This window comes from Gordonia sp. (in: high G+C Gram-positive bacteria) (assembly GCF_020438995.1).
GTDB lineage: Bacteria > Actinomycetota > Actinomycetes > Mycobacteriales > Mycobacteriaceae > Gordonia.
In genome coordinates, this window is the sequence record NZ_JAGQTN010000067.1 from 1 (window position 1) to 21,221 (window position 21,221).

A 21,221-nucleotide genomic window follows, 5' to 3' on the forward strand; every position below is an offset into this window, starting at 1 on the left:
AAAGGTCACCGGACCCTTCGTGACGCGGTCGGCTCCTTCGTCGCGCGACTGCTCCTCAGGGATCAAGAAGATCCCCAATCCCGTTGCCGAGCCCCTCGTCGCGCGACTGCTCCTCAGGGATCAAGATGTTTGGCCGCAACCAAACATCTTGATCCCTGAGGCTGAAGCGACGAAGGAGCGAAGGTCACGAAGGGTCCGGTGAGATGCGCGCATGCCGTGAGCACCGCGGGAACTCAGATGATGCTACCGACGTCCTTGGCGACGATGTCGTCGAGGGCGCGTTCGGCGACGGCGGCGATGGTCATCGACGGGTTGCAGGCGGCGGTGTTACCCGGCATCAGGGCGCCGTCGAGGACATACAGGCCCTTCTGGCCCTTGACCCGCCCCTCAAGGTCGCACACCACGTCCATGTTGGCGCCGCCGAGCGAATGCCAGGTGTTGGGCATTATGCCGGTGGTGTCGATCAGCACGTCCGATCCGGCGATCTTCCGGATCGCCGGATCGACGAAACCCCGGATGATGGCGCGGTCACCCTCGTGCGGCCACCGCAGCACGGCCTCGCCTTTGGCGGAATCGAAGACGACCTTGCCCCGGCCCTTGCTGACGCCGAACCCGACCAACGTCGTGGCGCCGGTCTCCATCGGCATCGGCGGCATCGACGCCTGGATGAAGGTGAACGCGTTCTTGGGATCGTCCCAGTTCTTGGAGCCGTAGACGACGGGTCCACCCTGGACGGGGCCGAAGTCGGAGGCGGGGCTCTCCCAGGCGTAGATACGATCGGCGTTGGTGCCCCACCCTTGCCCCACCCCGTCGGGCAGGTTGGAGATTGCGCCGGTCGCCTTGGCCTTGACCAGCAGTTTGCTGGTGTTCACACTGCCCGCGGCAAGGATCAGCGTCGGCGTGGTGAGGATCTTGTGCTCGACGGTGCGGCCGGTGTCATCGGTGCGGCTGACGTTCACGGTCCACTTGCCGTCGGCGCGACGCCCGACGGAGGTCACCGTATGTTGGGTGGCCACGCGCACCCGCCCGGTGGCCTCGGCGCGGGCGATGTAGGTGACGTCGACGCTGTGCTTGCCGCCGTTGTTGACGCCGAGCGCACCGTCGCCGTTGGTGTACGACGGCCGCATCTTGCCGTCGAGTTCGGCCAGGGCATAGTTCCAGTCGATCGGCATCGGGATTTTGCTCAGCGGGAAACCCGATCGCCGGACCCGTTTGGCGAATTCGCGGGCCACCTTGTAGTTGGGCGAGTTGACCAGTTTGTCGGGCGCGACGGCGATCTTGAGCATCCGGGCCACCCGCGGGTAGTGCACACGGTTCATCAGCTGCCAGTCGAGGCGGTCGGGAAACCATTCGTTGAACACCGCCTCGGCCGGCTGCAACGTCATGCCCTGGTAAATCAGCGAACCGCCACCGACGCCGGCCGGGCAGACCGCGGTCATGTTCTCGCCCATCACCATTTCCAGCAGGCCGACGTACGGTTCGAAGGCGACGGGCCGCCCGAACAGGGTCGGCGCGGACGTGTGCCACAGGATGCGCTTGTCGGGCGCGGACGCGCGCGGGAAGGTGTTCGCGTTGGGGCCGGATTTCCAGCGGCGGCCGCGTTCGAGAACCAGTACGTCGACACCCGCCTGCGCGAGCCGCAGCGCCGAGATGCCGCCGCCGAAGCCGGAGCCCACGACCACCACCCGATGTTCCTCGCGCGTGGTCCGAACCCGCCGCGACGGCGCCGCCGATGCCGACCCTACGTTCGGAATGAACTGTGCCGCAACGGCACCCACACCGACGGCAGCGGCACCGGTGAGGACGGAACGACGGGACGAGGTGGGTACTACAGACGGCATTCGACACTCCAGAAGCGATGGACCGGACAAGCCGGGCGGAGGGCAAGTCCACCCGGAAGCGAAAAACGAATACTAGAACTCGTTCTACTTCGCAGTAACCTTGTCAGCCCCCGCGCCTTCCGTCACTGTGATGTACGCCACATTCAAATTAGCAAATAACTCCGGCGAACCCGATCAAATGACGGAACCGACGTCGCGTGCGACGATCCGGTCCATCGCCCGCTCCGCGACGGCGGCGATGGTCATCGACGGGTTGCACGCGGCAGCGGTGCCGGGCAGCAGCGAACCATCGAGCACGTACAGGCCCTTCTGGCCGCGCACCCGCCCTTCGAGGTCGCACACCACGCCCATGTTGGCGCCGCCGAGCGGATGCCAGGTGAACGGGGTGACCAGGTTCAGGTCGGCGACCGGGTCGATGCCGCCGATGCGGTGGGCGGCGTTGTTGAGTCGGCCGGCGACCCCGGCGTCGCCGCCGAACGGCCAGGCGATGGTGGGATTGCCGGTCAGCGGGTCGACGCCGATACTGCCACGGGTTCCGCTGGCGCCGTATCCGAACAGCATCGTGCTGCGGCCGTCGACACCCATGAACTGCGGTGCTGCGGCCTGCACGATGGTGTAGGCGGTACGCGGATTGGCCCAGTTCTGCGAGCCGTAGACGACGGGCCCACCCTGCGGGACGCCCAGATCAGCGGTGATGCCCGTCCACGAGAAAGTGCGGTCGCCGTTGGTGCCCCAGCCGTGGCCGACGCCGTCGGGCAGGTTGGAGATGGCTCCGGTCCGCTTTGCCTTGACCAGCAGCTTGCTGGTGTTGAGGCTGCCGGCGGCCAGGATCAGCGCCCTGGTGGTGTACACCTTGCGACCGACCACCCGGCCGAACTTGTCGGTACGGCTCACGTTCACGATCCACTTGCCGTCGCGGCCGCGGGCGATGCTGGTGACCTCGTGCTGGGTGGCGACGGTGACCCGGCCGGTGGCCTCGGCCTGCCGCAGGTAGGTGGCGTCGATGCTGTGCTTGCCGCCGTTGTTCACACCGAACAGGGTGTCGCCGATCGTGTAGGACCGCCGCATCCGTCCGTGGTTCTCGGCGATCGCGTAGTTCCAGTCGATCGGGGCGGCCAGCTTCTCCACCGGCATCCCGGCCCGGCGGGCTCGCTTGGCGAATTCGCGGGCGCCGCGGTAGGCGTGCGAGTTGATGAGCGCATCGGGTGCGACGTTGGCCTTGAGCATCCGGGCCACCCGCGGGTAGTGGACGCGGTCCATCGTCGAGTAGTCGAGGGCGTCGGGGAACCAGGCGTTGAACACCGACCGCTTGGGCTGCAGGGTCATGCCGAGGTACACCAGCGACCCGCCGCCGACACCGGCCGCGCACACCGCCGACATCGTGGGACTCACGACAGTCTCGAACAGGCCGACGTACGGGTCGGTGCCGAACGGCCGGCCGAACAGGTTGGGCGCGGACTTGTGCCACATGACGCGCCGGTCCATGGTCTTGGCCGTCGGGAAGGTGCGGGCGTTGGGGCCGGTCGGCCAGCGCCGCCCGCGTTCGAGGACCAGTACGTTCACACCCGCCTGGGCCAGCCGCAGCGCCGCCACGCCGCCGCCGAAGCCGGAACCGATGACGATGGCACGCTGCTCGGAACGGTCGGTACGCACCCGCGGGGCACCCGTCGCCGGTCCCACTCCCGGGATGAACTGCGCACCGGCGACACCGGCACCTACCGCAGCGGCACCCTTGAGAAACGTACGACGCGTCGTCTGTGGCTTTTCCACTCCCGACATTCCACTCCGATCCCACCCTGAACCACGACCGGCTCTGGGGCATATTTCACCCTGGGGCCACACGGCTCCATAAACTCTGTAGAGAACTTACCGGAGCGTAACCCGTATTGGCAACCCCTTCCACGCCACAAATGTGGTCGCCCCGACTAGGTACGGCCGGATCAGAGCCCCTCGGCGCGCACCGCCCGCTCGTAGGCGTCGTTGTAGGCACGTAACTCGCGCAGCAGCGCCTCGGGACTGCCGGGAGCCAGATCGTCGAAGACGCGGCGCAACCGGTCGGCGCGCAGATCACCGTCATGCTCGAACGCCGCCCGACCCGCATCGGTGGGCCGCAGCATCTTGCTGGCGCTGCCCTCGACGGCGAATCGCTCGATGTAACCATGCTTGATCGCAGCGTTGACCTGGCGATTCACGGTCGACTGTTCGAGTTCGAGTTCGACGGAGAGCTCACGCAGAGTCCTCGGCCCTTCCCAGAGCCGCCAGAGGATATTGAACGCCGATGCTTCCAGGATCGCGCCGGCGAAGGTATTGGCCTTGCGCCGGTTCAATCGCTGTAGTTCGTCGACGAGGTCATGGATCTGCTGTGAAGCCCAAGGGGAGATCGTCATCGCACCCCCTTGATTCCATCGGCCTTGATTCCATCAGCGAACATTTCGGACATTGTGCCTGCGGCGGCGTTCACCCTGCCAATCCGGATTCCGATATGTAGGTTACATATGTACTATGCACACCTAAAGGAGGTGCCATGTCGGAGCACACCGGGGATGCCACACCGGAAAAGAACCTGGTTGTCGCGGACGAGGCGGCATCGGCCCCCAACGCCGTCCTGATCGTCGCGACGCTCTGCTTCGGCGGTCTCGTCGCCTCGCTGATGCAGACGCTCGTCGTACCGCTGCAGCCCGAACTCCCGGCACTGCTGGGCGCCTCACGCACCGACGCGTCGTGGGTCATCACCGCCACCCTCCTCGCGGCGGCGGTGGCCATGCCGATCGCCGGGCGCCTGGCCGACATGTTCGGCAAGAAGCGGGTGCTGCTGGTGAGCGCCGCCCTGCTGGTGCTCGGTTCGGTGATCTGCGCCGTCGGATCGAGCCTGGTCCCGATGGTCGTGGGGCGCGCGGTCCAGGGTCTGGCGATGGGTTTCATCCCGGTCGCGATCAGCCTGATGCGCGAGGTCACCCCGCCCCGGCTGACGTCGGTCGCCGTCGCCACCATGTCGGCGACGATGGGTGTGGGTGGTGCGATCGGCCTGCCGCTGGCCGCCGCGATCTACGAGTCCGGCGACTGGCACGTCCTGTTCTGGGCATCGGCGGCACTCGCCACGCTCATGCTGGCGCTGACGGCGTTCGTCGTGCCGTCCGTGCAGGACGCGGTCGGTGGCCGCCTCGACTGGGGTGGCGCCATCGGATTGTCGGCGGGCCTGATCCTGGTGCTGACAGCGATCACCAAGGGCAACGATTGGGGCTGGTCGAGTGCCACGACGCTGGGCATGCTGGCCGCGGGTGTCGTCGTGTTCGCCCTCTGGGGCCACTACGAACTCGGCCACCGCAACCCGCTCGTCGACCTGCGCACCAGCGCCCGGCCGGCGGTGCTGTTCTGCAACATCGCGGGTGTGGCCATCGGTTTCGGCATGATGGCGCAGTCCATCGTCGTGCCGCTGCTGCTCGAATCACCCAAGACCACCGGATACGGCCTGGGCCAGACGATCCTGCAAGCAGGTTTGTGGATGGCGCCCGGCGGCCTGATGATGATGGTGTTCGCGCCCGTCTCGGCCACGCTGATCAACCGGATCGGCCCCAAGTACACGCTGATGCTCGGTGCAACGGTCCTCGGTATCGGTTACCTGTTCGCCGCTTTCATGATGGGCTCGACCTGGCAGCTGATGCTGGCGTCGATGGTGTGCGCCGCGGGCGTCGGCATCGGCTATGCCGCGATGCCCACCCTCATCCTGGGCAGCGTCCCGCTGTCGGAGGCCGGTGCGGCCGTCGGTCTCAACTCGCTGATGCGATCGGTGGGCACCACCTCGGCGTCAGCGGTGATGGCCCTGGTGCTCACCTCGTCGAGCATCGACGTCGGCGGCGTCAGCTTCCCGGCGGATTCGACGTTCACCTGGTGCTTCCTGATCGGCGCGATCGCCGCCTTCATCGGTGTGGCCATCACGGCCCTGGTGCCACGCACCAAGCCGGTGGCGATCACCCCGCAAGCACCCGCCGAGTCGACGGTCGCAGGAGCCTAGTATTCCGCCGGTTCGCGGACCCCGCCGCGGAGCAGGTTGACGATCAGCGCCACGCACACCGCGGCACAGCCGGCGGCGCTGATGGCCAGTGCCAGCCGGATGCCGGCCTCTGACGGAGGTCCGCCCGCGGTCACCGCGTGTGCGGTGAGGACCGCCCCCGACAGGGCGCTGCCGAGCGCGCCGCCGAGTGTGCGCAGCACCTGGTTGAAGCTGACGGCGCTGCCCAGTTCCTCGGTGACGACGCTGCGCGCGATGAGTCCGGGCATGGCGGCGTAGGTGGTGCCGATGCCGACGCCGAACAAGAACTGGCTCGCCATCAGCTCCCACAGATGGTTGTGCGCCAGCCACATCACGAACGCCGCAGCAGTCAGCACGCTCGCGCCGATCGGCAGGAATGTCGTCAGCGACACCCGTCGCGACAGGGCGCGGACGACCCGGTTGGCGGCGAAGCTGCCCACCGACAGCGGCAGCATCACGAAACCGGCCCACAGCACGGGCACCGCAAGCCCGAAGCCGGTGCTCTCGGGGGCCTGCGCGACGAGGCTGATGATCGACAGGCCCATATACATCGCGATGCCCAGCCCGATGGCCGCGCCGTTGGCCAGCAGTACGTCGGGACGACGGATCACCCGCAGGTTGACCATGGCGTGCGGGGTGCGCAGCGACACCAGCACCCAGATCGTCAGGAGGATCAGCGCACCGCCAATGGTCACCACCGACCACACCGACGCCCAGCCCCAGTCCGGGCCCTGGCTGATTCCGATGAGCAGCGCCGCCAGTCCGGCACCGAACAGTCCGGCGCCGCGCAGGTCGAACGGCCGTCGCGGCGCCTGGTCGTCGGGGCCGTCAGGAATCGTCCACCACGCGACGGCGATGGCCGAGGCGATGAAGACTACCGCGAACCAGAACGCGGTGCGGAAACCGAAGTCCGAGGCGAGCAAACCGGTCAGCGGATAGCCGAGACCCAGGCCCGTCGCGACCGTCACCGACAACGACGAGATACCGCCGGCCAGGCGCTCGGGTGGCAGATACCGCCGGGCGATCGCGATGGTCACCGGCACGATGCCATAAGTCAGACCCTGCATCGCCCGGCCCGCCAGGAACACCGGGAAGTTGGGTGCGCATGCGGCCAGCGCCGACCCGGCCATGATGATCAGCAACGACACGATAAGCAGCCGCTTCTTGTGCGGGCCGTCGCTCAGGCGCCCCATCACCGGCGTGACCACCGCCCCGACCAGCAGGTTGATGGTGAGCGTCCACTGTGCCGTACTCACCGCGACGTCGAGTTCCCGCGAGATGGTGGGCACCAGCAGCATGCCGAGCGAGGCCACGATCGACGACGAGAGTGCCGTGTAGATCAATGCGATCGGTTGTACGGATTCCGTATCCCGACGCACTGTGACCATCGTTCAATACTGCCCGAACCGAGGCCGTACCCGTGCGCCGGGCGGACTATCGCACCCCGCTGGGTTGATTCTGGGTGATGCAGTGGATGCCGCCGCCGCGGGCGAAGATGGCGCGGGCGTCGACGGTGACCACGTCGCGGCCCGGATACACCGAACCCAGGATTTCGGCGGCCTCGGCGTCGGCGGGGTCGTCGAAGGAGCAGGCGATGACCGCGCCGTTGGCGACGTAGTGATTGATGTAGCTGTGGTCGACGAAACCCTCGTCGTCGGTGAGGTGTTCGGGGGCGGGCACGGCGATGATCTCGAAGGACCGTCCGGCATCGTCGACGGCGTGTTCCAGAGTCGCCCGGATCTGGGCCGAGACGGCGTGATCGGGATGATCCGGGTTGCGCTGATCGTGGTAGATGACCGCGCCCGGCGACGGCAGCGCGGCGATGATGTCGATGTGCCCGCGGGTGCCGTAGCGCTGGGAGTCCCGGGTCAGTCCGCGCGGCACCCAGATCACCGTCCCGACGCCGAGGGTGCGCCGCAGTTCGGCCTCCACGTCGGCCTTGGTCAGTCCGGGGTTGCGGCCGGGATCGAGTTGCACGGTGTCGGTGACCAGCACGGTGCCCGCGCCGTCGACCTGGATGCCGCCACCCTCGTTGACCAGCGTCGATCCGATGCGTTCGAGTCCGGTGCGCGCCAGCACCTTCGACGCGATGTGCTGATCGCGGTCCCAGGCGGCCCACTCCTGTGCGCCCCATCCGTTGAACACCCAGTCGATGCCGGCGACGCCGCCCTCGTCGTCGACGACGAAGGTCGGTCCGATGTCGCGCATCCAGGCGTCGTTGAGGGGTTCTTCGACGATGTCGATCGCTTCGGAGAGATACCGTCGCGCATATCCGGTCTGGGTCGGGTCGACGACGACGGTCACCGGCTCGTACTCGCTGATGGCGTTGGCGACGGTCGACCAGGCCGTGCGTGCCTGTTCGTGTTCGGTCTCGGTGTCGCCGAGCGAGTAGCCGTGCGCCGGGAACGCCATCCAGGTGCGTTCGTGCGGTTCGCTTTCGGCCGGCATCCGCCACGTCGTCATCAGTTGCTCCCTCCCAGCGGATGTGACGGGTCGACCGGTTCGGTGAGCCGACCGTAGGTGTCAGGGCGGCGGGTGGCCAGGAACGGGAACAGGGTGAGCCAGTCGCGGCGCTGGTCGAGGTCCAGATCGGCCACAAGAACAGCGGATTCGTCTCGGGGCGCCTGAACCAGGATGCGGCCGTACGGATCCGAGATGAACGACGACCCGTAGAAGGTGATCGCACCTTCGTCGCCGTGCCGGTTCGGAGCGATCATGAACGTGCCGTTGGCGATTCCGTTGCCGACGATCACCTGCTGCCACAGCGGCTGTGTGTCGAAACCGGGGTGCCCGGGTTCGGAGCCGATCGCCGTCGGGTACACGATGATCTCGGCGCCGGCCAGCGAATACATCCGCGCCACTTCGGGAAACCATTCGTCCCAGCATGTCGGCATACCGATGCGCGCGCCGCCGAGAGCATCGACGGTGTGCACCGGATACGCCTGTCGGCCGGTCGGATCCGCGCCGACCGGACCGCCGCGGAAATAGGTGTCCTCGTAATAGCCCTCGGTCACCGGGATGTGCAGTTTGCGGGTATAGGTGATGAGACCGTCCGGCCCGGCGAGGACCGCGGTATTGAAACCGAGTCCGTCACCATAGCTTTCGTGCAACGACGCCCCGTCACGCTCATACAGCGAAGCGTGCACGAGCACACCGTGTTTCCCGGCGGCCTCGGTCGCGAACCGCACCGTCGGGCCGTCGCGCAGATCCTCGGCACCCGCTCCCGGATCGTCGCCGCCGCGGACGAAGGCCGGATAGCGACTGAGGGTGAGTTCGGGCAGGAACACCACCCGCGCACCCTCCCGCGCGGCCAGGGCGATCCCCTCGTCAAGTTCGGCGAGCAGGTCGTCGGGTGAGTCGTGCCAGCGATGCTGTACCGCACCGACCCGCAAAGGTTCCCGGGCGGGCAGATCGACGCGGGCCGGTGAGGAAGGTACCCCCGGGGCGGTGATCAGCCGCATCGCTACTTCTCGATATCGACGGGGGCATTCGGGGTGGTGCGGCGCAACGTCTCGCCGATGAAGAACGCCGGCCGCAGAATCCGCATCACCACCATCAGGATCGCCCCGAGGATGAGTAGACCGAAGCCTATGTAGAAGATCAGCCCGATCCCGAACAGCGAGGCCCCGCTACCGTTTTCCGGGTCGAGGCTTTCCTTGACCGAGATGCCGAACACGAGGATGAGAGCGGTGCCACCGAGCAGCGGGCACAGGAACTTGTACAGGAAATTGTGTCTGCTGGTGAACAGCTGATGCCGGAAGTACCAGACGCATGCGAAGGCGGTGATGCCGTAGTACCAACAGATCATGATGCCCAGTGCCGCGATGGTATCGGTGAGCGTACGGTCCGACAGCAACGTCACACCCGAGTAGAACACGGCCGTCACAATGCCCGCGACGAGCGCACCGAAGGCCGGCGACAGGTAGCGGGGGCTGATCTCGGCGAACTTCTCCGGAAACGCCTTGTAACTGCCCATCGACAACATCGTGCGGGCCACCGGCAGGAACGTGGTCTGCAGACTCGCGACCGCCGAGGCGAGGATGGCCAGGAACAGGAAGATCTGGCCGAAGCTGCCCATGATCGGCTCGGCGAGCGCACCGAAGACATTGTCCTCGATCTCCTCGTTGCCCAGTCCCAGACCTGTCTTACCCACACCCGCGTACATCATGGTGGCCAGGCCGACGAGCAGGTACGTGCCGAGAATGGTGAGCACGCACAGCAATCCGGCGCGGCCAGGGGTGCGTTCCTTGTCCTTACATTCCTCGCCAAGGGTCAGACAGGTGTCCCAGCCCCAGAAGGCGAAGATGGATCCGGTCAATCCCACGGCGAAAGCCGAAATGGTCATTCCGGTGAACGGATTGAACCAGTCGATGTCGAAGGCAAGTCCACCACCGTCGGGGACGTCGCCCGTGGCGACCTTGACGAGGGCGACCGTCGCGAACACCAGCAGCACGATCATCTGGAATCCGACCAGGTAGTACTGGATGCGTTCGCTGGTGGTGACGCCGCGCATCGACACATAGGTCGCCAGCGCCAGCAACACCACCGTCGTCCCGATATTCACCACTTTGTTGGAGGTGCCCAGATCGGCCCATGACTCGTGATCGAATATGCGGGCCAACGTCAGATACAGAAATTGCACCGCGACCGCGGCCAGATTGGACAGCACGATGATCGTCGCGATCACCATGCCCCAGCCACACATCCAGCCCGCATACGGTCCGAACGCCCTGGTGGACCAGGTGAACGACGCACCTGAGTCGGTGGTGTCGGAGTTGAGTTCGCGGTAGGCGTAGGCCGTCAGGAACATCGGAATGAAGCCCGCGATGAAGATCGCCGGCAATTTCAGGGCGACGGAGCCGACGATCAGTCCAATACTCGCGGTGAGCGTGTACCCCGGTGCCACCGTCGAAATACCGAGAATGGCACCGGAGAGGACACCGATCTTATTGGCGGCCAATCCTTTGCTGGATGTTTCCGGCGCAGGAGCAGACCCGGAAACCGCGGGGTCTTGTGGTGTGGCCATAGGGCCTCCCGTGATAAGCCTCAGGCACCGAGCCCTTGGGGGTGAATGGTGGGGAGAATATCGCCTCCGACGCCGATGTCGCCTGCGATGAAAAGAATTGTCCGAATTATCCTGTTAACGCAATGTACTTGGTGTTCAGATATTCTTCGATACCTTCGGAACCACCCTCGCTGCCGAGGCCGGATTGTTTCACGCCGCCGAAAGGTGCCGCGGGATCGGAGATCACGCCCCGGTTGACACCGACCATCCCCGACTCCAACGCCCCCGACACCCGCATCGCGCGGTCGAGGTCACGGGTGTAGAAATACGCCGCCAGACCGTAGTCTGTGGAGTTGGCCTTGGTCACTGCCTCGTCCTCGGCGTCGAATCCGGAGATCACCGCGACGGGACCGAAGATCTCCTCGCCCAGAATCCGGGCTCCCGCCGGGACGTCGTCAAGAACCGTTGGCTCGAAGAAGAATCCGTCACCGGGCACGGCTTTGCCGCCGGTCCGGACGCGAGCCCCGAGACCCACCGCCTCATCGACGAGCCCTGCCACCCGGTCGCGCTGCTTGGCGTTGATCAGCGGACCGAGGTTCACGCCCTCGGCGTCGCCCGGGCCAACCTTGATGGCCGCCACCTTCTCGGTGAGTTTCGCGGTGAACTCCTCGCGGACCGCGTTGTGCACCAGAATCCGGTTGGCGGCGGTACATGCCTCACCGCCGTTGCGCATCTTCGCCGCGAACGCCCCCTCGACGGCGGCGTCGATGTCGGCGTCGTCGAACACGATGAACGGGGCGTTGCCGCCGAGTTCCATCGACGTACGCAGCACCTGCCCCGCCGACTGCTCGATCAGAATCTTGCCGACCTGCGTCGACCCGGTGAACGACACCTTGCGCAGCCGCGGATCGGCCATGAGCGCGGCCACCACATCCGGCGAGTTCAGGGTGGGGATCACCGACAGCACACCGTCGGGCAGGCCGGCGTCGGCGAGCACCCGGGCCAGTAGCAGCATCGTCAGCGGGGTGTCCTCGGCGGGTTTGACGACGACGGTGCACCCGGCCGCGAACGCCGGACCGATCTTGCGGGTGCCCATGGCCAGCGGGAAGTTCCAGGGGGTCACTGCCAGCACCGGCCCCACCGGCTGTTTGACCACCAGGATGCGGCCATTGCCCGCGGGAGGTGTGGCGGTGCGGCCGTACACGCGCACGGCCTCCTCGGAGAACCAGCGGAAGAACTCGGCACCGTAGGCCACCTCACCGCGAGCCTCGGCGAGCGTCTTGCCCATCTCGGCGGTCATCAGCGCCGCGAAGTCGTCGGCGCGTTCGGTGAGCAGTTCCCACGCGCGGCGCAGGATCACCGACCGCGCCCGGGGTGACGTCGCCGCCCACTCGGCCTGCACGGCAGCGGCCGCATCAAGTGCCGCGACCGCATCGGCAACCCCGGCGTCGGCCACCGACGCGAGGACCTTGCCGGTGGCCGGGTCGACGACGTCGATCGTGTCACCCGACGCCGCGGGCCGCTCGTCGTTCCCGATCCACAGACCGGTCGGAAGATCCTGCGGCAGAGCACCACTCATGCGTCCACACCCGCCTCGATCGCGGCGATGAACACGTCGAGCCCGTCACCGAGAGTGTCGTCGCCGATCACCAGTGGCGGCAGCAGCCGCACCACATTGCCGTACGTGCCGCACGTGAGCAACACGACGCCCTGCGCCAGTGCCCGCGCCGCAACGGCTTTGGCCAGCGCCGGATCCGGCGTGGTGGTTCCGGGCCGGACGAGTTCGACGGCGATCATCGCACCCCGACCGCGGACGTCGCCGATCGACGGAAGTCGTTGCGCCGCTTCGCGCAGTCTGCCGGTCGCCAGCTCGCCGATGTGCGCCGCACGCCCGGGGAGGTCGTAGACCTTCATCGTCTCGATCGCGGCGAGCGCGGCGGCACAGGCCACCGGATTGCCGCCGTAGGTTCCGCCGAGACCGCCCGGATGCACCGCATCGAGCAGGTCGGCGCGGCCGGTGATCGCCGACAGCGGCAGGCCGCCCGCGATCCCCTTGGCCATGGTGATGATGTCGGGCACGACGGCTTCGTGGTCGCACGCGAACCACGCTCCGGTGCGGGCGAATCCGGTCTGCACCTCGTCGGCGATGAACACCGTTCCATTAGCCTTGGCCCAGTCACTCAGTGCGGCAAGGAATCCCGGTGCGGGGACGATGAATCCGCCTTCGCCCTGGATGGGTTCGATGATGATCGCCGCGACCTGGTCGGCACCGATCTGCACCTCCATCTCCGAGATGACCCGAGCGGCGGCCTGTTCGCCCGTCAGACCGGGCTCGTCGCGGTACGGGTACGACATCGGCATCCGGTACACCTCGGGCGCGAACGGCCCGAACCGCGCCTTGTACGGCATGTTCTTGGCCGTCAGCGCCATCGTGAGATTGGTGCGCCCGTGGTAGGCGTTGTCGAAGGCCACCACCGCCTGGCGACCGGTGACCAGCCGGGCCACCTTGATCGCGTTCTCCACCGCCTCGGCACCGGAATTGAACAGCACGCTGCGCTTGTCGTGATCGCCGGGCGTCAGCTCATTGAGCGCCTCGGCGACGGCGACGTAACTCTCGTACGGGGTGACCATGAAACAGGTGTGCGTGAAATGCCCCACCTGCTCGGTGACCGCGGCGGCCACCCGCGGTTCGGAGGCACCCACGCTGGTGACCGCGATTCCCGATCCCAGGTCGATCAGCGAATTGCCGTCGGCGTCGACGATCACGCCGCCGTCGGCGTCCACGGCGTACACCGGCACCGACGAGCCGACCCCGGCGGCCACCGCACGCCCACGGCGGGCAGCGAACTCTTTCGACCTCGGCCCCGGCAATTCGGTGACCAGTTTTCGCTGCTGTGGCAGCCGGTAGGTGAGTGCGGTGGTATCAGCCTCGGTGGTCATCGTGGCCTCTCTGAAAGACGTTGCTGTGTGTCGTTCGGCGGCGAAAGTGTGGCAGCGAAAGTCAGTCGTCGCCCTTGGGCACGACCACCATCGGTACCTGCAGAACGCGCAGCATCTTGGCGGCGGTGGAGCCGAGGAAGATCCTGCGCGGCTGCGCGAGCCTGCTGGAACCGACGACGATGAGATCGCCGTCATGCCAGTCGAGTTTGTTGACGGCGTCCTCGATGTGCCGGCCCGAGGTAACCACGCCGGTAACCGAGATGTCCTCGGGCGACAGCGCTTTCGCCTTCTCGACGAGACCGGCGGCATGTTGGCGGGCCCGTTCGATGACCTCTGCGTCGGTCTTGGCGGCCCCGCTGATCGGTTCGACCGCCACCAGCGATACCAACCGCAGCCCCACACCGCCGCGGGCGACGCCGTCAACGGCCGCCTGCAACACCTCGGGCGCTTCCCGGCGCTCCCCGATGGCGCAGGTGACCTCCCGGACCCTGCGGATACCGGACGACCGCGCGCCCCGCGGCGCGATCGCGACCGGGACGGGCGAGGAATGCATCAGGTCGTTGACGACGCTGCCCAGGGTGAGCGATCCGACGAGAGCACCGCCGCCACCACCGCCGACCACGATCATCGCCGAGTCCGTGCGCTCGGCCTCGGCGATGATGCCCTCGGCCGACGATTCATGGAACAGGATGTGCGTGCTCACCGTGATGTCGTCGTCGACGAGTTCCTTTGCTTCGGTGAGCCATTCCTGCGCACGCTCGGTCAGTAGCTCCTCATAGTTGCCGGGCGGGTCGATGACGGTTTCCGGTGGCAGGACCATAGTGATCTCGAGATCCGCTTCGAGGCTGCGGGCGAGTCGGGCGCCGAGCGCCACGGCGTCGGCACCGCCCGGGGTCGCTAGGTAGGCGACGAGAATACGCATCAGTGACACCCCTGACCGGTGGTCGAGTCGGCGGATGAGGAACAGCAGCTGTCGGCTGCCGCTTCGGTGTGGCACGCCGACTTCGGTGTCGGTGCGACGTCCAGCGCCGGATTCCGGTCGAAGAATCCGAACGGTTTGAGCCAGAAACTCACGATGTCGGCCGGCATGATCGGCCAGTCCTCGGGCCGGGTGATGTGGTGGATGCCGAAGACATACCACAGCACCACGTCGGTGTTCTCGACCGAACGATTACCCGCCGTCCACTCGGGCAGGCCCATCCCCGGACCGCCCTGGTTGACGAATTCGCCTGCGGGCCAGCGCTCGTCGGGCGAGTTGGGCGTCACCCAGACGCTGTGCTCGATAGCCTTGCACCGGGCCAGGACCTCCGAGGCGGGATCGAACAACGGCGGGAACGCCGCCCCCGGCACCAGCTTGTACGCCGGATGGGCGCCGATCCCGGTGGTGTTGTTGTCGTTGACCACCTTCCATGTGCGCTGCGTGGCGAAGTTCATGTCGCCCTTGGCTTCCTGCTCGGTGCGCAGAGGAGTATTGACCTGCCGCAACGACAATCCGTACGGATTGTCCGGTCCGATCGGGACGATCTCGGTTTCGGTCTGGTACACCGTGTTGTCGGTGCCGTCGACGTCGAGGTCCATGCGCGCGACGATGAAATGCTGGTGGAACGGTGCGTAGGTGCGGTTGTCCACCATCGTGCCGTGTTCGGGTGCCACTCCCTCGGGCAGGTGACTGACCACCATGAGACCCGTTGCGCGGACCTCACATTCGATGTTTCCGTCCTGGTAGAACCGCCAGTACGTCAGGTACTCGTAGTTGGCGACGGTGACGTGGAACGACACCGTGAGCCGACGCATCCGGCGTACCTCGCTGGTGCCGTGGTCGACGTGCTTCCACAGGACGGCGTTGTCTTCCTCGTGGATGCAGATCGCATTCTTGATCGTGTACGGCTCGCCTGCACTATTGTGCAGAACCGCGTCGAGGTAACGGATCTCACCGAGACAGTCACACCCCAGCTCCAGCGAGGTGGTCATGAATCCCAGACCCCATTCGCCGATGTCGAAGGCGGTGCGACGGTAGTGGTCGTCGCAGTGGTCGCGGTAGGGCACCATCATCTCCGCGAACGAGATCCGGTGCGCGATCGAGCGCCGGGTTCCGTTGTCGTCGTAGCTGATCGAGTGCAGCGTCATACCCTCGCGGTGGTTGAATCCCACGCGCAGCGACCAGTTCTGCCAGTCCAGCCGGTTGCCGGTCAGGGTGAACGACGGTCCGTCCGATTGGGTGATCTCCAGCGGCTTGAGCTCTTCGCGGGTGCTGGCCTCCCGGATCCGTTCGGGCACGTACCGCGGCACGTACTCGCCCATGATCTCGGGTTTGGGCACGGTGAACGTGTCCTCGATCTCCAGCAGTTCCATCGTGTTGAGGTCGATGACGCAGTGAAAACCGTTGACCGGACCGGCATACGGGTTGGTACCCGGCGCCGATCGCACCCACGTATCCGACCAGCCGATCCGCCGGCCCTTGTACTTGTCGGGGATCAGCGCGTCGCCATAGGTCCAGGTGTCCATGAACACCAGGTCCAGATCGGTGATACCACGTTTGGCCAGGCCCGCGATCACGTCGGGGTGTGCGCGCAGCGCCGCGTCGGCCTCCGACCACTCGTCGACGGTGAAATTGGCCTGCACGCCGGGGATGTGGTCCCACTCGAGCACCGTCGAGTCCGTGAGCGACACCAGCGCCTTGTAGGTGGCGTTGGTGGCCCGCTCGAAGCAGGTGACGATGGCATTGCGGGGCGGTATCGCACCACCGGCGTCGAACGCGGCCAGGGCCGCTTTGTCCGGTTCGGCCATTTCGATATTGGCGTACCGCCAGGCGGGTGCGACCACACCATGGGCCGCGCCCAGGATCTCCACGGTCGCACTGAATTCCGCCGCCGACAGCGGATCGAGGGGATGAAACACGGGATCGGTCATGCTCTGCTTCCTGGCGGTTGGCCGGCTCGAAGACGGATACGGGCGGAACTGCCTGAGCTCAGGTGTTGGCGCTCATCACGTGCTTGATGCGCGTGTAGTCCTCCACACCGTAGGCCGACATGTCCTTGCCGTATCCCGAATGCTTGAAACCGCCGTGTGGCATTTCGACGACCAGCGGGATGTGGCCGTTGACCCACACGCAGCCGGCGTCGATACGGGCTGTCATGCGGTTGACCGTGCCGTTGTCCGATGCCCAGACACTGGCCGCCAGACCGTAATCCACGCCGTTGGCCTTGGCCACCGCGTCGTCCTCGTCGTCGAAGGTCTGCACCGTGAGAATGGGGCCGAAAGTCTCTTCCTGCACGATGGCGTCGTCCTGGTTCACACCGGTGATGATGGTCGGCGCGAAGTAGAACCCGCTGTCGCCCACCCGCGTTCCGCCGGTCTCGATCTTCGCGTGATCGGGCAGCGCCGCGATCTTCTCGGTGACGGTGGTGAAATGCCGGATGTTGTTGAGCGGGCCGTAGAACGCGTCCTCGTCGTCGACGCCGCCCGGCCTGAGCGTGGCCGCCTTGGCGACCACCGCCTGCACGAATCGGTCGTACACCGAGGTGTGCACGATGGCGCGGGTCGCGGCGGTGCAATCCTGTCCGGCGTTGAAGAACGCGGCCTCGGCGATACCTGATGCGGCGGCCTCGACGTCGGCGTCGGCGAATACGACGGCCGGGGCCTTGCCGCCCAGTTCGAGGTGGGCACGCTTGACGTCGGCGGCGGCCGCCGCGGCGACCGCGATACCGGCGCGCACCGAACCGGTGATCGACACCAGGCCCAGCCGCGGGTCGGAAACCAGCTGCGCACCCGTGGCCCCGGTGCCCAACACCACGTTGAACACACCGTCGGGAATGATGCCCTGGCTGATCCGGGCCAGCACGATGGTGCTTTCCGGGGTGGTGTCACTGGGTTTGAGCACGATGGTGTTGCCTGCGGCCAGTGCGGGTCCGATCTTCCAGATGGCCATCATGAACGGGTAGTTCCACGGCGTCACCTGACCGACGATGCCGATCGGCTCGCGTCGGATGTAGGAGGTGAATCCCTCCATGTATTCGCCCGCCGACTTGCCTTCGAGCAGCCGGGCGGCGCCGGCGAAGAACCGCAGTTGGTCGGCGCTGACGAGCACCTCCTCGCTCTTGACGAACGCCCGCAGCTGTCCGGTGTTGCGGATCTGCGCCGCGACGATCTCGTCGGCGTGTTCCTCGACGGCGTCGGCCAGTTTGAGCAACACACCAGCTCTGGTCTTGGGAGTGCTTGTGCTCCAGGCAATTCGGGCGTTCTCGGCGGCGTCGATCGCAGCCGATACCTCGGCGGCCGTCGATACCGGCGACACGGCGACCACCGACTCGTCGGCCGGATTGATGATGTCGATCGATTCTTCCGATTCGGAGTCCACGAAAGCACCACCGATGTAGTTCTGCAGCCGGCCGGTCATTGAATACCTCCTGGGATTGTGCTGTCTAAAACTCTGGACCACGGCGCATCGGGTGCGCATCTGCCAGAATGTCCGTCGTCGGTGAAGTGTGTTCAACAGATTGGAGTGCGGTGGCGGTTTCCGTACGATGGCTTCTCGGTCAGGCGGATCTGAGTCTACGGTTGCGAGCCGGTTCTGCCGGGCTATCCGCAGAAATCACCTTTGCCGTCACCACCGAGCTCCCCGACCCCGCCCGTTGGCTCTCCGGTGGGGAGTTGATCCTCACCACCGGCCTCGGCCTGCCCGACGACCCCGGCCAGCGCACCGCCTACATCCACGGACTACGCGAAATCGGCGTCACCGCAGTGGGCTTCGGAACCGGGCTGACCTTCGAGGAGGTGCCGGACGAACTGATCGCCGCCGCCGACGACTGCGGGCTGGCACTGTTCGAGGTCCCGCTGGCCACCCCTTTCGTCGCGGTGGCCAAGACGGTCATGAACCGCCTGGCCCATCAGCAGTACGAGTCCGTTCTCACCGCCACCCGGGTCCAGACCAGGATGACCCGGGCCACGGCGGTGCGCGGTGCCCCCGGCACGCTCGCCGAACTGTCGCTGGCCTGCGGCGGTCCCGCGGTCATCATCGACCGGACCGCCAAAGTGATCCATACCGCCCGCGGTCCGGGCGGCGGTGATGCCGACGACAAGACCGAGGCCATCGCCGCCGGCATCGGCCACCTGATCACCCGCGCGGGCGGACGGGCCTTCCCGCACAGCAGCGTCGTCCCCCTGACCGACGGCGGTGTGGCCGTGGTGCAGGCCATCAGGATCGGTGCCCGGACCCATGGCTATCTCGCCGTCGAGGTGACCGGAACCCCGTCGCCGATCGACCAGCTGATCATCGGGCACGCCAACTCGCTGCTCGTGCTCGAGTTCGAACGCCCCGACCGGGTGCGGCGCGAACAGGGACAGGTGCACGGGGCGGCACTGGCACTGGCGTTGACCGGTAGCACCGGCACGGCCGCGGCCATCGGGCTGCTGCGCACCGCGACCGACGACGCCGGCCGCATCCGGATGCTCACGGTGCTCGACGCCCCCGCCTCCGACGCCCTGCGTCAGGCCGTCGACGATCAACTCGCCGCCCGCGCGCGCAACCTCTTCCTCAGCGCCGAGGGCCCGGCGGTCTCGATCCTGCTGCGCGGCACCGACGACCTCGCACTGGCCTCGTCACTGTTCGACACCCTCGACGACGCCGTCCGCCGACACCTGCGGATCGGGCTGAGCGCGCCGCATGCTCTAGCCGAGGTGCGCACCGCCGCGGCCGAGTCGCGGATGGCGGCGGGGCTGGCGCTCGGCGCGCCCGTCGACGCCACCAACATCACCGGCCGGACGCTGCTGGCAGTTCCGGAGACCCGGAACGTCCTCACCGCGATGGGCATGCTGCTGGTCGAGCCGCTCGAACGCCACGACGCCGCACACGACAGCGGACTGCTGGACTCGTTGCGGGCCTACCTCGAGGCCAACGGCCAGTGGGAACCGGCGGCCGCCGTGCTCGGAGTGCACCGGCACACGCTGCGCAGCCGGATCGTGAAGGCGGCCGAGGTGATCGGCTGCGATCTCGGTTCGGCCCGCGTCCGCGCCGAGGTGCTGCTGGCGATCATCGCGCGCGATCAGCGGGCACACGGTCCGGAGGACGGGAGCGGACCTCCCTTACGGTAAGTTGCACGGTAAGGCAGGCGCGACACCACGCGGCCCGCATTCACCGCATACCGGAGGAGAGAAATGGCCGATTCACCGCAGCGTCTGGTCGTCGTCACGGGAGCCGCCGGCGCCCTCGGGCAGGCCGTCGTCACCGAGTTCCTCGCCACCGGCGCTGCCGTCGTCGCCGTCGACATCCCGGGTGAGCGCCTCGACGCGCTGGGCGAGACCGACAATGTGCACACTGTCGGCGCCCAACTCTCCGACGCCGCCGAGACCACCGCGGCGTGGACGGCCATCGACGCGATCGGCACCCCCGACACCCTGGTCACCCTGGCCGGAGGTTTCCAGCCAAGTTCGCTGGCCGACCTCACCGAGGACATCTGGAACGCGATGATCGACTCCAACGTCGCCTCGGTGGTGTGGTCGGCCCGCGAGGCCGCCGCCCGTTTCGAGGCCGCGGGCGGCGGATCGATCGTCACCGTCGGCTCCAAGACCGCGCTCTCCGGCGCCGCTCCCCTGGCCCACGCCACCAGCAAGGCCGCCGTCGTCCGGATCACCGAACTGCTCGCAGAAGAATTGCGGCCCAAGAAGATCCGCGTCAACACGGTGCTCCCGTCGGTGATCGACACCCCCGCCAACCGCACCTGGATGTCCGAGGACCTCGCCTCGCGCGCGGTCAGCCCGGCCGCCATCGCCAAGGTCATCGCCTTCCTGACCGGCCCCGACGCCGCCCCGATCAGCGGAGCCCGCGTCCCGGTCTACGGCGACGCCTGATCGCAGTTGCCCCGGCCGCCTACCCCGGAATCCGGATCGGGAGAGCCGGGATTCATGGGCGGTCTGGTCGGCGAACGTCAGCACGACCCCCTCATCCTCCAACGCCGACACCACCGGAAGCAGGGACGGGGCGCTCGACCTGAGCCTTGCTGTTCACCAGTCACCGCACAACTGGTCGCTCAACTTCACGTACATCTCCCGAGTTCGCCGGCCTAGCCACTCGAGGAGGTACTGCAGGCACATGGCACCAGATCCTCGATACTCAGGGCAACCGTGACGTAGATGCGGAATAGAATACCCGACGGGCCATTCAAGGTTCCCGCCGGTCAAATAGACGGGTGCTCGACTATTTCATAGATGAGATTCGAATAGATGACGAAATCCAACCAAGGTATGAGAGATTTACGGAGGATCCGCGACTTCTTCTGAAGTTAGCCTCAGCCTTTCACGCTGATTGCGTGTCATAAACGAAGAATGGTGCCCTGACCTGGGATAATTCGGCTTACCACAGCAAGAATCAGTCCAGATCCAGGAGCACCATTCCGGTGAGCAAGTCTAT

At 66.7% G+C, this 21,221-nt stretch carries 15 protein-coding genes; 3 read left to right on the forward strand and 12 right to left on the reverse strand.

Annotation, left to right across the window (positions count from 1 at the left end; all coding sequences use genetic code 11):
* Nucleotides 1-233: 233 nt before the first annotated feature.
* The 3 genes from KDB67_RS05860 to KDB67_RS05870 all read right to left on the reverse strand — a co-directional run bounded on the left by KDB67_RS05860 (nt 234) and on the right by KDB67_RS05870 (nt 4,228).
* The gene (locus KDB67_RS05860; RefSeq protein WP_291013569.1) at nt 234-1,841 is read right to left on the reverse strand and encodes a GMC oxidoreductase; all 1,608 of its coding nucleotides are present in this window, start codon (nt 1,839-1,841) and stop codon (nt 234-236) included.
* 174 nt (nt 1,842-2,015) lie between these two features.
* Nucleotides 2,016-3,620: a GMC oxidoreductase gene (locus KDB67_RS05865; protein ID WP_291013572.1), complete on the reverse strand. Its 1,605-nt coding sequence runs from the start codon at nt 3,618-3,620 to the stop codon at nt 2,016-2,018.
* A gap of 161 nt (nt 3,621-3,781) precedes the next feature.
* Nucleotides 3,782-4,228, reverse strand: coding sequence for a MarR family transcriptional regulator (locus tag KDB67_RS05870; protein WP_291013574.1), 447 nt, complete (start codon nt 4,226-4,228; stop codon nt 3,782-3,784).
* 137 nt (nt 4,229-4,365) lie between these two features.
* On the opposite strand from KDB67_RS05870, the gene KDB67_RS05875 reads away from it, so the two are divergent.
* Nucleotides 4,366-5,853 carry an MFS transporter gene (locus KDB67_RS05875; protein ID WP_291013577.1) on the forward strand — a complete coding sequence of 496 codons (1,488 nt, stop codon included), beginning with the start codon at nt 4,366-4,368 and terminating at the stop codon, nt 5,851-5,853.
* Here the strand turns inward: KDB67_RS05875 and KDB67_RS05880 are convergent.
* The 9 genes from KDB67_RS05880 to KDB67_RS05920 form a co-directional block, all read right to left on the reverse strand.
* Nucleotides 5,850-7,259, reverse strand: a complete 1,410-nt coding sequence (locus KDB67_RS05880; protein ID WP_291013580.1) for an MFS transporter — start codon at nt 7,257-7,259, stop codon at nt 5,850-5,852. The two genes, KDB67_RS05875 and KDB67_RS05880, sit on opposite strands and share 4 nt — an antisense overlap.
* A gap of 46 nt (nt 7,260-7,305) precedes the next feature.
* Entirely contained in the window at nt 7,306-8,334 is a 1,029-nt protein-coding gene (locus KDB67_RS05885; RefSeq protein ID WP_291013583.1) for an agmatine deiminase family protein, read from the reverse strand.
* Nucleotides 8,334-9,332: a nitrilase-related carbon-nitrogen hydrolase gene (locus KDB67_RS05890; protein WP_291013586.1), complete on the reverse strand. Its 999-nt coding sequence runs from the start codon at nt 9,330-9,332 to the stop codon at nt 8,334-8,336. Before KDB67_RS05890 ends, KDB67_RS05885 begins: the two co-directional genes overlap by 1 nt.
* Nucleotides 9,333-9,334: 2 nt before the next feature.
* Nucleotides 9,335-10,897, reverse strand: coding sequence for an APC family permease (locus tag KDB67_RS05895; RefSeq protein ID WP_291013589.1), 1,563 nt, complete (start codon nt 10,895-10,897; stop codon nt 9,335-9,337).
* 106 nt (nt 10,898-11,003) lie between these two features.
* Nucleotides 11,004-12,455, reverse strand: a complete 1,452-nt coding sequence (locus KDB67_RS05900; protein ID WP_291013591.1) for an NAD-dependent succinate-semialdehyde dehydrogenase — start codon at nt 12,453-12,455, stop codon at nt 11,004-11,006.
* A complete protein-coding gene (gabT, locus tag KDB67_RS05905; protein WP_291013593.1) occupies nt 12,452-13,816 on the reverse strand; it encodes a 4-aminobutyrate--2-oxoglutarate transaminase in 1,365 nt (454 codons plus the stop codon). The genes KDB67_RS05900 and gabT overlap by 4 nt, the downstream gene beginning before the upstream one ends.
* A 61-nt stretch (nt 13,817-13,877) precedes the next feature.
* Complete coding sequence (locus KDB67_RS05910) at nt 13,878-14,738, reverse strand: universal stress protein (RefSeq protein ID WP_291013596.1); 861 nt, start codon at nt 14,736-14,738, stop codon at nt 13,878-13,880.
* Nucleotides 14,738-16,726, reverse strand: coding sequence for a primary-amine oxidase (locus tag KDB67_RS05915; RefSeq protein ID WP_291013598.1), 1,989 nt, complete (start codon nt 16,724-16,726; stop codon nt 14,738-14,740). Before KDB67_RS05915 ends, KDB67_RS05910 begins: the two co-directional genes overlap by 1 nt.
* A 58-nt stretch (nt 16,727-16,784) precedes the next feature.
* A complete protein-coding gene (locus KDB67_RS05920) occupies nt 16,785-18,212 on the reverse strand; it encodes an aminobutyraldehyde dehydrogenase (protein ID WP_291013600.1) in 1,428 nt (475 codons plus the stop codon).
* Nucleotides 18,213-18,322: 110 nt separating this feature from the next.
* Here KDB67_RS05920 and KDB67_RS05925 point away from each other — a divergent pair, with 110 nt between their 5' ends.
* Both KDB67_RS05925 and KDB67_RS05930 read left to right on the forward strand, forming a co-directional pair.
* Nucleotides 18,323-19,906, forward strand: a complete 1,584-nt coding sequence (locus KDB67_RS05925) for a PucR family transcriptional regulator (RefSeq protein WP_291013602.1) — start codon at nt 18,323-18,325, stop codon at nt 19,904-19,906.
* A 63-nt stretch (nt 19,907-19,969) separates the two neighbouring features.
* The gene (locus KDB67_RS05930; protein ID WP_291013605.1) at nt 19,970-20,662 is read left to right on the forward strand and encodes an SDR family NAD(P)-dependent oxidoreductase; all 693 of its coding nucleotides are present in this window, start codon (nt 19,970-19,972) and stop codon (nt 20,660-20,662) included.
* The last annotated feature ends 559 nt before the right edge of the window (nt 20,663-21,221 follow it).